15 protein-coding genes are annotated in these 13,841 nt (G+C 68.5%); 4 read left to right on the top strand and 11 right to left on the bottom strand.

Annotated elements, in window-relative coordinates; translation table 11 throughout:
• The first annotated feature begins 38 nt into the window (after positions 1–38).
• Complete coding sequence (locus tag EV649_RS37920; protein WP_198682915.1) at positions 39–833, top strand: SGNH/GDSL hydrolase family protein; 795 nt, start codon at positions 39–41, stop codon at positions 831–833.
• A complete protein-coding gene (locus tag EV649_RS37915; RefSeq protein ID WP_130388526.1) occupies positions 830–1,408 on the top strand; it encodes a GNAT family N-acetyltransferase in 579 nt (192 codons plus the stop codon). Before EV649_RS37920 ends, EV649_RS37915 begins: the two co-directional genes overlap by 4 nt.
• Here EV649_RS37915 and EV649_RS37910 read toward each other — a convergent pair.
• The 3 genes from EV649_RS37910 to EV649_RS37900 all read right to left on the bottom strand — a co-directional run bounded on the left by EV649_RS37910 (position 1,405) and on the right by EV649_RS37900 (position 2,934).
• Positions 1,405–2,190 carry a GNAT family N-acetyltransferase gene (locus EV649_RS37910; protein WP_130388525.1) on the bottom strand — a complete coding sequence of 262 codons (786 nt, stop codon included), beginning with the start codon at positions 2,188–2,190 and terminating at the stop codon, positions 1,405–1,407. The genes EV649_RS37915 and EV649_RS37910 overlap by 4 nt on opposite strands.
• The gene (locus tag EV649_RS37905; protein WP_130388524.1) at positions 2,187–2,366 is read right to left on the bottom strand and encodes a hypothetical protein; all 180 of its coding nucleotides are present in this window, start codon (positions 2,364–2,366) and stop codon (positions 2,187–2,189) included. Before EV649_RS37905 ends, EV649_RS37910 begins: the two co-directional genes overlap by 4 nt.
• A gap of 73 nt (positions 2,367–2,439) precedes the next feature.
• Positions 2,440–2,934: a MarR family transcriptional regulator gene (locus tag EV649_RS37900; protein WP_130388523.1), complete on the bottom strand. Its 495-nt coding sequence runs from the start codon at positions 2,932–2,934 to the stop codon at positions 2,440–2,442.
• A 67-nt stretch (positions 2,935–3,001) separates the two neighbouring features.
• Here EV649_RS37900 and EV649_RS37895 point away from each other — a divergent pair, with 67 nt between their 5' ends.
• A complete protein-coding gene (locus EV649_RS37895) occupies positions 3,002–3,736 on the top strand; it encodes a hypothetical protein (RefSeq protein WP_130388522.1) in 735 nt (244 codons plus the stop codon).
• Here the strand turns inward: EV649_RS37895 and EV649_RS37890 are convergent.
• Complete coding sequence (locus tag EV649_RS37890; protein ID WP_130388521.1) at positions 3,726–4,436, bottom strand: DUF2071 domain-containing protein; 711 nt, start codon at positions 4,434–4,436, stop codon at positions 3,726–3,728. The genes EV649_RS37895 and EV649_RS37890 overlap by 11 nt on opposite strands.
• A 60-nt stretch (positions 4,437–4,496) precedes the next feature.
• Between EV649_RS37890 and EV649_RS37885 the strand changes: the two genes are divergently transcribed.
• Positions 4,497–5,552 carry an epoxide hydrolase family protein gene (locus tag EV649_RS37885; protein WP_130388520.1) on the top strand — a complete coding sequence of 352 codons (1,056 nt, stop codon included), beginning with the start codon at positions 4,497–4,499 and terminating at the stop codon, positions 5,550–5,552.
• On the opposite strand, the gene EV649_RS37880 is transcribed toward EV649_RS37885, so the two are convergent.
• The 7 genes from EV649_RS37880 to EV649_RS37850 are packed head-to-tail and all read right to left on the bottom strand — an operon-like array spanning position 5,549 to position 13,748.
• Positions 5,549–6,550, bottom strand: coding sequence for a sugar phosphate isomerase/epimerase family protein (locus EV649_RS37880; RefSeq protein ID WP_130388519.1), 1,002 nt, complete (start codon positions 6,548–6,550; stop codon positions 5,549–5,551). The two genes, EV649_RS37885 and EV649_RS37880, sit on opposite strands and share 4 nt — an antisense overlap.
• A gap of 12 nt (positions 6,551–6,562) precedes the next feature.
• Positions 6,563–7,723, bottom strand: a complete 1,161-nt coding sequence (gene xylA / locus EV649_RS37875) for a xylose isomerase (protein ID WP_130388518.1) — start codon at positions 7,721–7,723, stop codon at positions 6,563–6,565.
• A complete protein-coding gene (locus EV649_RS37870; RefSeq protein ID WP_130388517.1) occupies positions 7,720–8,883 on the bottom strand; it encodes a Gfo/Idh/MocA family oxidoreductase in 1,164 nt (387 codons plus the stop codon). Before EV649_RS37870 ends, xylA begins: the two co-directional genes overlap by 4 nt.
• Positions 8,884–8,890: 7 nt before the next feature.
• Positions 8,891–9,925: a substrate-binding domain-containing protein gene (locus EV649_RS37865; RefSeq protein ID WP_130388516.1), complete on the bottom strand. Its 1,035-nt coding sequence runs from the start codon at positions 9,923–9,925 to the stop codon at positions 8,891–8,893.
• 12 nt (positions 9,926–9,937) lie between these two features.
• Complete coding sequence (locus tag EV649_RS37860) at positions 9,938–10,987, bottom strand: ABC transporter permease (protein ID WP_130388515.1); 1,050 nt, start codon at positions 10,985–10,987, stop codon at positions 9,938–9,940.
• Positions 10,987–12,489: a sugar ABC transporter ATP-binding protein gene (locus EV649_RS37855; RefSeq protein ID WP_130388514.1), complete on the bottom strand. Its 1,503-nt coding sequence runs from the start codon at positions 12,487–12,489 to the stop codon at positions 10,987–10,989. The genes EV649_RS37860 and EV649_RS37855 overlap by 1 nt, the downstream gene beginning before the upstream one ends.
• A complete protein-coding gene (locus EV649_RS37850; protein ID WP_130388513.1) occupies positions 12,486–13,748 on the bottom strand; it encodes an ROK family transcriptional regulator in 1,263 nt (420 codons plus the stop codon). Before EV649_RS37850 ends, EV649_RS37855 begins: the two co-directional genes overlap by 4 nt.
• Positions 13,749–13,841 lie beyond the last annotated feature (93 nt).

Genomic DNA, 13,841 nt, shown 5'->3' with positions numbered 1-13,841 from the left:
GGGGCACCGTACCCCCGTGAACCGTCTATCGTGGTGCGGTGATCGCTTCCGGCAGTCGGTACGTCGCACTCGGCAGCTCGTTCGCGGCCGGGCCGGGGATCCGCCCGATCGTGCACCCGCCCGCGGGCCGCTCGGGCAACAACTACGCGCAGCTCGTCGCGACCGAGCTCGGCCTCGACCTGGTCGACGTCTCGTACTCCGGCGCGACCACCGCGCACGTGCTCGACACCGCGCAGGACGAGGCGCCACCGCAACTCGACGCGCTCACGCCGGAGACCGCTCTCTTGACGATCACCGTCGGCGGCAACGATCTCGAGTACGTCGGGACATTCCTCCGCGGAAGTTTCCTGAACACGGTCGCCAAACCGGCGTCGATCCTCGGCCGCCGGGTGGCGAACCGGATCCGCGCGCGGATCAGCTACCTCAAGGACGACGCGTCGTACCAGGCCGTCACGGATTCGCTGACCACGGTGGTCGAGAGAGCCAGAGAGCGCTCTCCGGAGGCGCGGATCCTCCTGGTCGACTACCTGAGCCTCGTCGGACCGGCGACCCGGCCGCGCCTCGACGTACCGCTCAACGAGGAACAGCTACCGAGCATCGCGCTGATGGCCGACGGCCTGGCGGCCGCGTTCGCGAAGGCGGCCGCCGCGTCCGGGGCCGAGCTGGTAGCGGCGTCGGCGGCGAGCCGGGAGCACGCGATCGGATCGACCGAGCCGTGGACGACCGGGTTCACGCTGCGGCCGTCCTATCTGGGCGGCCACGTCTCGTACCACCCGAACGCGGCCGGCATGCGCGCCGTCGCCGACCTGATCCTCGAGACGCTCCGCACATGAAGGTGCGCGAGGCAACCATTGCGGACGTCGACGCCGCCGTCACCACTCTGACCCGCGCGTTGGCCGACTACCCGATGAGCCGCGCGTGCTTCGACCCGGACGGCTACCTCGATCGGCTCACGGAGTACCACCGCTTGTTCGTCAGCGGCATCGGGCTGCCGCACGGTCGCGTCTGGGTCACCGACGACGTGAGCGCGGTCGCCGTCTGGCTCCCGCCCGATCTGCCGGCCGATGCCTTCGCGCCGTACACGGCCGCATTTCAGGAGCTCGCCGGATCTCAGGGGCCTTTGACGGCGGAGTACGGCCAGGCGATCGCGCTCTTCCATCCTCGCGATCCCGTCTGGCTCCTCGCACTCGCCGCCGTCGACCCGGACCACCAGCGCCAGGGCCTCGGCCGCGCGGTCATCACTCCCGGTCTCGCAACCGCGGACGCCGCGCACTCCCCCGCGTTCGTGGAAACCCAGGACCCGGCGAACATCAGCTTCTACGAGTCACTCGGCTTCACCGTCATCGCCGAACTCGAACTCCCGCACAACGGCCCAATGCACTACTCCCTGTACCGCGCCGCGCGTTAAGCCGGGGTGTGGACGTACGGCGTCGTGGTGGTGACTGCGAGGAAGCCGAGGCGTTGGAGGATCGGGGAGCTGTCGTCGGAGGCGTCGACGTGGAGGTACTTGTAGCCGAGCTCGACCGCCCGTGCCGCGCGGACCGCGACCAGTGCCTTGTAGATGCCCTTGCCGCGCCACTCGGCGAGCGTCGAGCCGCCCCAGAGACCGGTGAACTCGGTGCCCTTCTTGTACACGGCCCACGCGGCGGACACCACCTGGCCGTCGGCCTCGGCGACGTAGACGTCGGTGCCGCCCGCGTTCCGGCGTACCAGGTCGTCGGTCAGCCAGGACCAGTCCTCGCCCCAGACCGTCGACTCCATCGCGGCGATGCGTTCGAAGTCCGCGCGCTCGGTCGCCAGCCGGATCGTTATGCCGTCGACCACGTCGCGGCCCTGCAGGCGCTCCGCGATGGCGGCGCTCTCGGCGACGAGTACGGTCTCCTGCTCCTCGGGCTCGAACCCGCCGGCCTTCAGCCGGTCCGGGAGGTCGGCGGGCAGGTCGTGACCGCGCAGCTTCCACTCGACGGCCTGTCCCTTGGCGGCGAAGTAGTCGCGCTGCCGGGCGATCAGGGCATCGATCTCCACGCCGTCGAGACCATCGAGAGAGCGGTAACTCACGAAGCCGCGACTCGGGTACTCGACCCGGATCACCGGCCCGTCGGTGCTCGTCGGCACGTCCGCGGTCTCGCTGGTCCCCCGCAGCTGGTCGTCGTACGCCGCGAGCAGGTCGTTCTTCAAGGCATCAGTCACGGGGTGACTCTGACACGACTTGCCCAGATCCGCCGCACATTTCGTCCTGCTGAGAGCCTCCGCGCCTTCCGCTCGGTACGGCGGCCACGCCCGGCAGGCTGGCTGAGGCCGTGCTCGTTCTCACGCTCGGCGTTCGCGAAGTGGCTCAGCGACACCATCAGGTTCAGCGGTTCCATCGGTCCGTCCTCCGGTCTCTCGGTGCTTACACGGGGACGTCGGATCCGATCGGCCGAACTCGACATGCGGCAGCTAGGAATCTTTCTCGGTGACGAGGACGAGGCGCCGGAGCAGGCTGTCGAGGCGGGTGCGGTCGGCTGCGGGCAGGTGGTGGATCAGTTCCTCCTCGACCCGCAGGATGTCGCCGATCCCGCGCTCCCAGAGAGCGCTCCCCGAGCGGGTCAGCGTCGCGACGACCTTGCGGCGGTCGTCGCGGTCGTGCGTGCGTTCGACGTACCCGCGGCTCTCGAGCGCGTCCAGCCGATTGGTCAGCGCGGCCGGCGACATCCCGAGCTGCCGCGCCAGCTCGCCGGGCGTCGCACGGTACGGCGTACCACCGCGGCGCAGCATGTGGAGCGTCTTGAACTCCCACAGTTGCAACCCGTACGCCGCCAGCACGGCTTCCCGCCGGCGCTCGAGGTACCGCGTCACCACCTGCAGGCGGACGGTGATGCCTTCCACGTCCCGGTCGAGATCGTCCAGCTCCCCGGCCCAGAGGTCGACGTGTGCGTCTACGAAGTCCTTCACCGGACTAACTTTTCAGCCGCTGAAGGTTAGTTGTCAAATATTTCGATGTCGAAATACTGTGATGGGCATGAGCCAACTCGCAGCCATCGAGGTCGTCACCGCCGCCACCCACCTGATGCGCGCCGGCCAGTGGGCCGCCGCGACCGACCTACTGACCGCCGCCCATCCCGACGATGCCGCCGAGGGTGAGGTGCTCGCGCTGGCGCTGGCCGAGGTCACGGTCGACCAGGACTTCGGGCACCAGACCGACCACGCCTCCGCCGCGCTCGCAGCCGTGCCCAACGAGTCGTGGGATCTCGCGATGCTCAAGTTCCGCAAGGACTATGCGAGCGCGCTGTTCCAGTCCGGCGGCAAGAACCTGAGAGAGCGCGTTCTCACGCTCATCGAGGAGGCTCCCGACGAAGCTCGACGGGGTACGGCGAACTTCTGGGCAGGTGCGATGGCCGACAACGTGTACGAGCAGCCTGCGGAGGCCATCGAGTACTACCGGACCGCGTTGGAGCTGGGTGAGAAGTGCGACGACGCGTGGCTGACGTCGATGGCGCTGAGGCATCTCGGGTACCACGCTCACGCGGCCGGCGATCTGGCGCTCGCGCGGGTGCAGTGGGAGCGGTCGACTGAGCTGCTGCAGAAGATCGGGTACCTGCGCCCCGCGCTCGCCCAGCAGGCCATGCTCGCGGTCCTGCTCCGCGACGAGGGCGACGCGACGGGATCACGAGCGCTAGCGACCGAGGTCAACCGGTGGGCCCGTCAGCTGGGCATCCCGTTCATCATCCAGGAGACCGCCGAGCTCATGGCCTGAGCGGTACGCCGAACTCCGCGGGAACGCCGGCGCTGAACGCGACATGGTCCGGCGGGCGGTCGGGCGGCACGAGGCCCACGGATCGCAACAGCCCATCGACGTCCAGCGCCGTAAGGGTTGCGGAGTGGAGGATCCAGGGCGGGTGCTCGTTGGGCAGGTACCAGGTGCGACCGGCACGGTTGGCGTGCAGTCCCCACCGCGCGGTGAGGAAGTCCTCCAACGGCCCAGCCTGCAGGCGCTCACCCATCTCGACACCTACGAGGGCTTGTACACCCGAGTGGCGGACGGTCGACGTGTACGTGTGGTGGTTGCCGTGCCGTTCGTGGCACATCCGCGCCCACCGGTATGGGAGGCCGAAGACCGTGCGAGCCGTCGCCACCACGGCCAGCCGGTTCGCGTCGAGGCTGAGGAACACCACACCACGCCGGCCCGTCTCGTCCACGGAGTACAGCCTGATGTTCGTCTCGAGGAACGATCCGAAGTACGGAACGGACGGGCCGTGCGGGAGTCCGGTGTCGATCATCCGGAACGGGACGAGGCCGACGTACGTGCGTCCTTCGAAGGTGTCCGGCCGGGTCCCCGGCGGGAAGAAGTGCGCGACGTCGGCCGGCGCGAAAGCCCAATGCACAAACGTCAGATCCAGCCATCGCTGCCGCAGGATCCGCGGCCGCGACAACCCCGGCGCCGACGGCCAACTCATGAGATCGAGCGTAGCCGTAGAGGTCAGGCGGTGTCCGCTATCGGTTCTAGTGTCGTTGCCATGGAGTTTCGAGCAGAGGTGCCGCAGGCGGAGTTGGACGAGCTACAGCGACGGCTGGAGGCGGCGAGGTGGCCGGATCAGTTGCCTGATGCCGGTTCGTCGTACGGCGTGGAGATCGGGCGGTTGCGGGAAGTGGCCGAGTACTGGCGGACGGCGTACGACTGGCGGCGGTTCGAGCGACGGTTGAACGCGTATCCGCAGTACGTGACCGAGATCGACGGGCAGCGGGTCCACTACCTGCGCGCCGGGTCGGGTACGCCGCTGCTGCTCCTCCACGGTTGGCCTGGCGCCGCCTCCGACTACCTCGACGTGATCGACGCGCTGTCCCAGGACTTCACCTTGGTGGCGCCGACGATGCCCGGCTTCGGATTCGGCGGCGTGACCGGCGCAACCGGGTGGGGCGTGGAGCGGATCGCGCGGGCGTGGGTGACGTTGATGGAACAGCTGGGATACGAGCGGTACGGCGTCCACGGATACGACTGGGGTGCGCGGATCGGCCCCGCGCTGGCGCGGCTCGTGCCCGAGCGGGTGATCGGGCTGCATCTCGACGGATACGTCGCCTTCCCTCAGGGCGAGGAGCTGAGCGAGGCGGAGCAGCAGCGGTTGAGCGGGCTCGACCGCTGGCGGAACGAGCGGTCCGGGTACGCCGCGATCCAGGGAACGCGCCCGCAGACGCTGGCGTACGCCTTGGTCGACTCCCCGATCGGCCAACTGGCGTGGAACCTGGAGTGGTACGACGACTACGGCCACCGGGAAGGTGCCGTCAGCAACGACCAGATCCTCGACAGCGTGACGCTGACGTGGTTGACGAGTACGGCGGGTTCGCAGGCCAGGCTCTACCGGGAGGCGCAGTCCTCCTGGGGCGCGCACGTCGACTATTGCGCCGTACCGACCGGGCTCGCCGTCTTCCCGAACGACAGCACGGTGCGCAAGCTCGTCGAGCGGGAGTTCGACGTCGTGCACTACACCGAGTTCGACCACGGCGGCCACTTCGCCGCCCTGGAGGTCCCCGAACTCGTGGTCGAGGACCTCCGGAACTTCTTCAGGAAGCTCTAGGACGAGAACGCGGCGTCAAAGGAAGCGGTCGGCGGGTCGAACGCGAGGGAGCGAACGAACTGCAGGGCTTCGGCGGCGCCGACGAGGCGGTCCATCCCGGCGTCTTCCCACTCGACCGAGATCGGGCCGTCGTACCCGATCGAGTTGAGCATCCGGAAACACGCCTCCCACGGGACGTCCCCGTGCCCGGTCGAGACGAAGTCCCAGCCGCGGCGCGGGTCGCCCCAGGCGAGGTGCGACCCCATCCGGCCGTTCCGCCCGTTGCCGACCTGGCGCTTGGCGTCCTTGCAGTCGACGTGGTAGATCCGGTCCTTGAAGTCCCACAGGAAACCGACCGGGTCGAGGTCCTGCCAGACGAAGTGCGACGGGTCCCAGTTCAGCCCGAACGCCTCCCGGTGCCCGATCGCCTCCAGCGTCGCGGTCGTCGACCAGTAGTCGTACGCGATCTCCGACGGATGCACTTCATGGGCGAAGCGAACGCCCACCTCGTCGAACACGTCGAGGATCGGGTTCCACCGATCCGCGAAGTCCTTGTACCCGGCCTCGATCATCGCCGGCGGCACCGGCGGGAACATCGCGATCGTCTTCCAGATCGACGACCCGGTGAACCCGACGACCACGTCCACGCCGAGCGCCCGCGCCGCCCGCGCGGTCGTCTTCATCTCCTCGGCCGCCCGCTGCCGGACGCCTTCCGGATCGCCGTCGCCCCAGATGTGCGCGGGCAGGATCGCCTGGTGCCGCTGGTCGATCGGGTCGTCGCAGACCGCCTGCCCGAGCAGGTGGTTGGAGATCGTCCACACCTTCAGGTTGTGCTTCTCCAGGATGTCCAGCCGGTCCCGGACGTACGCCGGGTCCTCGGCGGCCCGCCGTACGTCGAGATGGTCGCCCCAGCAGGCGATCTCCAGCCCCTCGTATCCCCACGAGGACGCCAGCCGGGCCACCTCCTCGAACGGCAGGTCGGCCCACTGGCCGGTGAACAACGTGATCGGTCGTGCCATGTCGTCTACTCCCTACCGGACACCGAGCAGGTGCTCCATCGCCAACTGGTCCAGCCTTTCGAACCCGAGACCACGCTCGGCCAGCGCGTTCGGGTCGTACGTCGCGTTGCGGAGGTCGTCCAGCGACTCACCCTCGGCCAGGGTGGTTTCGGACAGCTCCGCGACACGTGCGACGGCGAGCGCCTCCGCAACCTCGGGGTCGGCGCGGAACGCCTGCACCTTGTCGCGCAGGATCAGGTAGTTCCGCATACAGCCACGCGCGGTCTCCCAGACGCCTTCCTCGTCCTCGGTCCGCGGCGGCTTGTAGTCGAAGTGGATGTGCCCGTCGTACGCCGGGTAGCTCCCGGCTCCCTGCAGTACGTCGACAGTCCAGAACGCCTCGCGCAAGTTCCCGGCGCCGAACCGCAGGTCCTGGTCGAACCGCGGACCGTGCTGCCCGTTGAGGTCGATGTGGTACAGCTTCCCGTGCCACAAGGCCTGCGCGATCCCGTGCGCGTAGTTCAGCGACGCCATCTGCTCGTGACCGACCTCGGGGTTGATCCCGACCAGTTCGGGGTCGGCGAGATCGTTGATGAAGGCAATCGCGTGCCCGATCGACGGCAGCAGGATGTCGCCGCGCGGCTCGTTCGGCTTCGGCTCGATCGCGAACCGGATGTCGTACCCCTGCTCGCGCACGTACGCGCACAGGAGGTCCATCGACTCCTTGTAGCGATCGAGCGCGGCCCGCACATCCTTCGAGCCGCCGGACTCCGCGCCTTCACGACCGCCCCACAGCACGTACGTCGTCGCGCCCAACTCGGCCGCGAGGTCGACGTTGCGGAGCACCTTCGCCAGCGCGTACCGCCGTACCTGGCGATCGTTGGCGGTCAGGCCGCCGTCCTTGAACACCGGGTGGGCGAACAGGTTCGTGGTCATCATCTCGACGGCCATGCCGGTCTCGGCCAGCGCCTTGCTGAACCGCTCCAGCACCTGCCCGCGGGTGGAGTCGTCGGGTACGACGTCGTCGTCGTGGAACGTGACCGCCGCGGCGCCCAGTTCGGCGAGCTTCTCGACCGCGTGCACCGGGTCCATCTTCGGGCGGACCGCCGTACCGAAGACGTCGACGCCTTCCCAGCCGACGGTCCACAGACCGAAGGAGAACTTGTCGTCCTTGGTCGGGGTGTAGTCATTCATTCAGGAATCTCCTGCCATTGTCGGGATGCCGAGCTGGCCTCGACCGCGGCCAGCACACGCTGGACTCGCAGCCCGTCGGCGAACGACGGTTCCGGATCGGCGCCTTCGGCGATCGCGGTGACCAGGTCGACGACCTGATGGGTGAACCCGTGCTCGTAGCCGAGCAGGTGGCCGGGTGGCCACCACGCCGCGACGTACGGGTGGTCGGGTTCGGTGGCGAGGATGCGGCGGAAGCCGGCCGTCCTCGAGTCTTCGGTGGCGTCGTAGTAGTGCAGGAGGTTCATGTCCTCGAAGTCGAACGCCAGACTGCCGAGGCTTCCGTTGATCTCGATCCGGATCGCGTTCTTCCGGCCGGTGGCGAAGCGGGTCGCTTCGAAGACGCCCAGCGCGCCGGAGCGGAACGTGGCCAGGAAGACGGCCGCGTCGTCGACTGTGACGGGTCCCCGTTGGGCACCCGCCGTACCGGACAGCCCGGAGTGCTCTGCAGCGACCGGTCGCTCCTTCACAAAGGTCTCGAGCCGCGCACTCACCTCACCAATTGTGTCCCCGGTGATGTACTGGGTCAGATCGACGATGTGCGCGCCGATGTCGCCGAGCGCGCCCGAGCCGGCCTTCTCCTTGTCCAGCCGCCACGACAGCGGCGCCTCCGGATCGGCGATCCAGTCCTGCAGGTACTGCGCCCGGACGTGCCGGATCGTGCCGATCTTGCCGTCGGCCACGAGCCGGCGGGCCAGCCCGATGGCCGGCACCCGGCGATAGGTGAACCCGACCATCGACCTGATCCCCTGCGCCTTGGCCTTCTCGGCGGCCGCGGTCATCGCCTCGGCCTCCTCGACGGTGTTGGCCAGCGGCTTCTCGCACAGGACGTGCTTGCCGGCCTCCAGGGCTGCGATCGCGATCTCGGCGTGACTGTCGCCCGGCGTGCACACGTCGACCAGCTGGACGTCGTCGCGACCGAGCAGCTTGCGCCAGTCGGTCTCGGTCTCCTTCCAGCCGAGTTTCGTCGCGGCCGCTCGAACAGCCTCGGCGTTGCGGCCGCAGAGCACGTTCATGGCAGGGTCCAGCGGCAGGTCGAAGAAGCGCGGCGCGCTCCGCCAAGCCTGCGAATGGGCCGCCCCCATGAACGCGTAGCCGATCAGGCCGATGCCCAGGTTCTCCATGACTCTCCTAGCTCTCGAATGCGGTGGGCAGATACTGGTCCACGTTGTCCTTGGTCACCACCGGCGCGTACAGCTGCACGGTGCGCGGCACCTCGACCTCCACCAGGTCGCCGAGGGCCTTCTTCTGCACCAGCAGCCGCGCCAGCCGGACGCCGTCGGCGCCTTGGGTGGACGGGTAGATGACGGTGGCCTTGAGCAACGAGTTGCCGGACTTGATGTCCCGCATCACGTTCGCCGAGCCGGCCCCGCCGACCACGAAGAACTCCTTACGGCCGGAGTTCTTGATCGCGGCCATCACGCCGACGCCCTGGTCGTCGTCGTGGTTCCAGATCGCGTCGATCTTCGGCGCCGCCTGCAACAGGTTGGTCGCGGCCTCCTCACCGGACTCGACCGTGAACTTGGCCGCCACCCGGTTGCTCACCTTCAGACCGCAGTCGGCGAGCGCCTCCTTGAAGCCCTTGCTGCGGTCCTGAGTCAACGGCAGCGAGTCGATCCCGGCGATCTCCGCGACCACCGCGTCCTTCTTGTCCTTCAGTTGCTGGCAGACGTACGTGCCGGCCGACACGCCCATCCCGTGGTTGTCGCCGAGCACCGTCGTACGGGCGGCGAACGAACTGTCGAACTCGCGGTCCACGTTCACGACCGTGATACCGGCCTGCATCGCCTTCGTCGCGACCGGGGTGAGCGCGGCCCCGTCGAACGGCAGCAGGACGATCGCGTCGACCTTCTGGTTGATGAACGTCTCGACCTGGCTGATCTGCAGGTTCACGTCGTTGGTGCCTTCGGCGACGATCAGTTCGACGTCGGAGTACTTCTTCGCCTCGGCCTGGGTGGCCTTGGTGATGGCCCCCATCCAGCCGTGGTCGGCGGCCGGTGCGGAGAACCCGATCTTGACCTTCTTACCGGGCTCGTCGTTCTTGACCGCGGCCTGTTCGGCCGGTGCGGCCTTGTCCTCGGACTTGGGTGTGTTGCTCGTGCAGGCGGCGAGTGCGAGCACACCCAACCCTGCGATCACGACTGTTCGGACGGAACTTCGGGACATCGTTGTCCTCCTCTATGAACTGGTGGAACGACGAGCTAGCCGTTGCTGGAGGAGGACGGCGACCACGATGATCGCGCCCTTCGCCACCGACTGGGCGGAGATGCTCAGGTTGTTGAGGGTGAAGACGTTGTTCAACGTCGTGAAGATCAGTACGCCGAACACGGTGCCGACGATCGTGCCGCGGCCACCGGACAGCAGCGTGCCGCCGATCACCACCGCCGCGATCGCATCGAGTTCGTACAACTGACCGTGGGTCGAGCTCCCCGTTGTCGTCCGCGCCATCAGCATCACCGCGGCGATCCCGCAGCACAGCCCGGCCAGGACGTACAGCGCCACGGTGTGCCGCTGGACCTCGATGCCCGCCAGGCGGGCGGCTTCGGCGTTCCCGCCGACGGCGAAGGTCCGGCGGCCGAAGGTGGTCCGGTTCAGCACCACCCAGCCGGCCGCGGCGACCAGCAGGAAGATCCAGATCAGGACCGGTACGCCGATCAGCGAGCCGCCGAAGAAGTCGGCGAACGAGTTGACCGTGATGATCTGGGTCCTCCGGTCGGAGATGATCTCGGCCAGGCCGCGGGCCGACGCCAGCATCGCCAGTGTCGCGACGAACGGCACGATCTTGCCGTAGGCAACCAGCAGGCCGTTGACCAGACCGCACGCGGCACCGACCACGAGCGCCGTACTGACCATGAAGATCCAGCCGTAGTCGACGGCCAGCTGCTGGGTCGCCAGCGTGGTCGCCCAGACCGACGCCAGCGCGACCATCGCGCCGACGCTCAGGTCGATCCCGCCGCCGGTGATGACGAACGTCATCCCGACGCTGACCACCCCGACGACCGCGGCCAGCCGGAGGATCGTCAGCACGTTCGCACCGGTCGCGAACGTGTCACCCGCGGTCGCGACGCCGACAAGGCACAGCACCACCAGGGCGACGACGAGCCCGAGGTTGCGGCCGAAGCCCGACCTCAGCAGGTCGGTCCTCGAGCGCGGTCTCGCCGGCAGAGTGACGGTGTCCTGCTTCGATGCTGTCGTGCCACCCTCTTCCGTTGTGTTGGCCTCACTCATCACCTCGCACTTCCTTCCATCACCAGGTCGAGGACCTGGTGCTCGTCGATCTCTTGCGCGGGCCCTGTGTGGACGGCACGCCCCTCCCGCAGTACGACGACCCGGTCGGACAGACCGAGCACTTCCTCGACCTCGCTGGAAACCAGCACGATCGCGACCCCGTTGGACGCCAGCGAACGGATCAGCCCGTAGATCTCCGATCGCGCACCGACGTCGACACCCCGTGTCGGCTCGTCGAGCAGCAGCACCCGGCACTCCCGGAGCAGCCAGCGCGCGAGCACCACCTTCTGCTGATTGCCACCCGACAGGTTGCGCACCGGCTGATCCACGCCCGCAGGACGCACATCCAGCGCCACGGCCAACTTCCTGGCCTCTTCCCGCTCGGCCCGGCTGTTCAGGAACCCGCTGCTGGCGAACCGTCCCAACGTCGACACCGTGATGTTCTTGAACACCGCCTCGTCGAGCAGCAGCGCCTGGCTCTTCCGTTCCTCCGGTGCGAGTCCGACGCCGGCCTTCACCGCATCCTGCACACGGCCGGGCCGCAGCACGGCACCGTCGACCCGGACGAATCCGGTCGCCGCGCGCCGCGCGCCGTACAGGGTCTCCAGTACTTCGGAACGCCCGGAGCCAACCAGTCCGGCCAGGCCGAGGATCTCGCCGGCGCGAACGTCGAACCCGACCCCGGCGAACTCGCCTGGCCGGCTCAGATCGACGACCTCTAGGACGACGGGCGCGGTGTCCGGGACCTCGTTGCGGGGCGGGAACACGTACTCGATCGAGCGCCCGGTCATCAACTGGATGAGTTCCTTGGTCGGCGTCTCGCGGGCGTCGAGACCGGTCGCCACGGTCGCGCCGTCCTTGAGCACCGTGACCCGGTCTCCGATCTCCCGGATCTCCTCGAGCCGGTGCGAGATGTAGACGACCGCGACACCGCTGTCGGTCAGGCCGCGGATGACCCGGAACAGGTTCGACACCTCTTCCGGATCGAGTACCGCGGACGGCTCGTCCATCACGATCAGGCGGGCCTCGCGGGACAGCGCGCGGGCCATGCTGACGACCTGCTGACCGGCGGCCGGCAGCGAACCGACCGAACGGTGCGTGGGGATCTCGGGGTGTCCGAGGCCCTGCAGGATCGAACGTGCCTTCGTGTTCGCCTCATGGGTCCGGCTGAAGCCGTAGCGGGACGGTTCGTGGCCGAGAAAGATGTTCTCGGCAACGGTCAGGTCCGGCACCAGGTCGAGCTCCTGGTAGATCGCCGCGATACCGCGCTGGATCGCCGCGGTCGGGCTGTTCAGCTGCACCGCCTCGTCGTTGATCCGGATCATGCCCGCGTCCGGCTGATGTGCGCCGGTCAGCACCCGGATCAGCGTGGACTTGCCCGCGCCGTTCTGCCCGAGCAGGCAGTGCACCTCACCCGCACGTACGTCGAGATCCACACCGTCGAGCGCCCGTACCCCGGGAAACTCCTTGACGATGCCCATCATGTTCAGCAGGTCCGTCATGACGCGGCCCCGATCCGCGTCGGATCCACGAAGACCTGATCGAGCGAGATCTGCGCGCCACCGCGAACGGCGGCCGCGAAACCGAGCTCCGACCGGACGACCCGGCAACCGCCGCCGTCCGGTGCGATCACCCGGTCCTGAATCGCCTTCTCCAGTGGTTCTTTCAGCCACGGCCCGAGGACGGCGAAGTAGCCACCCAGCACGAGCACGTCCGGGTTCAGGATGTTCACCAGGATCGCTCCCCCAATCCCCAGCCAAGTACCGACGTCCTTCAGCGCGGACAGCGTCCGCGCGTCCCCCGCTTCGGCCCGCCGGATGATCCCGGCCAGCCGTTGCTCCACGTCCAGCGAAGGGTCCCGCACCGGGTCGTCCCTGTCCGTTGCCTTGTGCAACAGTGCGGTCAGCCCGACGACCGTCTCCCAGCATCCGGTCCGCCCGCAGCCGCAGGTCCGCCCGGGCGGGGCGACCGGCATGTGCCCGACCTCTCCGCTGTACCCGTGCCCGCCGCGCATCAGATGCCCGCCGGCCACCACGCCACCACCGACACCGACCGCTCCGGTCAGCAGCACGAGGTCATGCATGGATTCGCCTTCGGTCCGCCGAAGTTCGGCGTACGCCGCCAGCGCCGCCAGGTTCGCCTCGTTGTCCACATGCAACGGGTACGTCGGCTCACCCAGACGCATGCGCATCTCCTGCGCGATGGACAGCTCGCCCCATCCCAGGTTGGGCGCCAGCTTCAACTCCCCTGTCTCCACTCGCACAAGCCCGGGTACGGCGAGCGTGACGCCGGCCAACTGTCCGTGCCTCACGTCGACGGCTGTGACGGCTTCCTGGACCAGCTCGGCCAACCGATCGAGCGTCGGACCGGGCTCGAGGTGTGCGACGTCGACCGGGACCCGCTTCTCGAGCACGACGTCGCCGGCCAGGTCGAGGGCTGCGACCGCGAGGTAGTCGACGTTGATCTCCGCGCCGACGCCGCAGACGCCGGTGCCGTCGAGTTCGACGAGCTGCCCCGGGCGGCCGAGGGCGCGGCTGGAATCGGCCAGGCCTTCGCGGAGCAGGCCGCGTTCGACGAGCTCGGCGACGAGGCTGCTGACGGTCGCCTTGTTCAGGCCGGTCTCCTCCGCGATCCGGGCCCGGGACCGGGGGCCCAGGTCGCGGACGTGCCGCAGTACGACCGAGAGGTTGTTGCGCCGGAGCGACACGTGATCGGCGGCAACGCCCCGGCTCCCCGGGCGACGGCCGTCCGTCAGCGTCATCTGGGCACCCCTCCCGATTTTGTCTGTTGAACCAACAAACTAAGTTCAGGCCCGAGATGGCGTCAAGAGTTCGCAACAGTCAAGTTATTGCAG

Source organism: Kribbella sp. VKM Ac-2569 (assembly GCF_004216905.1).
Classification (GTDB): domain Bacteria; phylum Actinomycetota; class Actinomycetes; order Propionibacteriales; family Kribbellaceae; genus Kribbella.
This window is presented reverse-complemented; position numbering and strand designations above follow the sequence as displayed.

Bases quoted from the DNA above. Each gene is read 5' to 3' on its own strand.
- EV649_RS37850 (WP_130388513.1), bottom strand. From the start codon at position 13,748: ATGACGCTGACGGACGGCCGTCGCCCGGGGAGCCGGGGCGTTGCCGCC.
- EV649_RS37915 (WP_130388526.1), top strand. From the start codon at position 830: ATGAAGGTGCGCGAGGCAACCATTGCGGACGTCGACGCCGCCGTCACC.
- EV649_RS37885 (WP_130388520.1), top strand. From the start codon at position 4,497: ATGGAGTTTCGAGCAGAGGTGCCGCAGGCGGAGTTGGACGAGCTACAG.
- EV649_RS37860 (WP_130388515.1), bottom strand. From the start codon at position 10,987: ATGAGTGAGGCCAACACAACGGAAGAGGGTGGCACGACAGCATCGAAG.
- xylA (WP_130388518.1), bottom strand. From the start codon at position 7,723: ATGAATGACTACACCCCGACCAAGGACGACAAGTTCTCCTTCGGTCTG.
- EV649_RS37865 (WP_130388516.1), bottom strand. From the start codon at position 9,925: ATGTCCCGAAGTTCCGTCCGAACAGTCGTGATCGCAGGGTTGGGTGTG.
- EV649_RS37880 (WP_130388519.1), bottom strand. From the start codon at position 6,550: ATGGCACGACCGATCACGTTGTTCACCGGCCAGTGGGCCGACCTGCCG.
- EV649_RS37870 (WP_130388517.1), bottom strand. From the start codon at position 8,883: ATGGAGAACCTGGGCATCGGCCTGATCGGCTACGCGTTCATGGGGGCG.
- EV649_RS37890 (WP_130388521.1), bottom strand. From the start codon at position 4,436: ATGAGTTGGCCGTCGGCGCCGGGGTTGTCGCGGCCGCGGATCCTGCGG.
- EV649_RS37855 (WP_130388514.1), bottom strand. From the start codon at position 12,489: ATGACGGACCTGCTGAACATGATGGGCATCGTCAAGGAGTTTCCCGGG.
- EV649_RS37905 (WP_130388524.1), bottom strand. From the start codon at position 2,366: ATGGAACCGCTGAACCTGATGGTGTCGCTGAGCCACTTCGCGAACGCC.
- EV649_RS37895 (WP_130388522.1), top strand. From the start codon at position 3,002: ATGAGCCAACTCGCAGCCATCGAGGTCGTCACCGCCGCCACCCACCTG.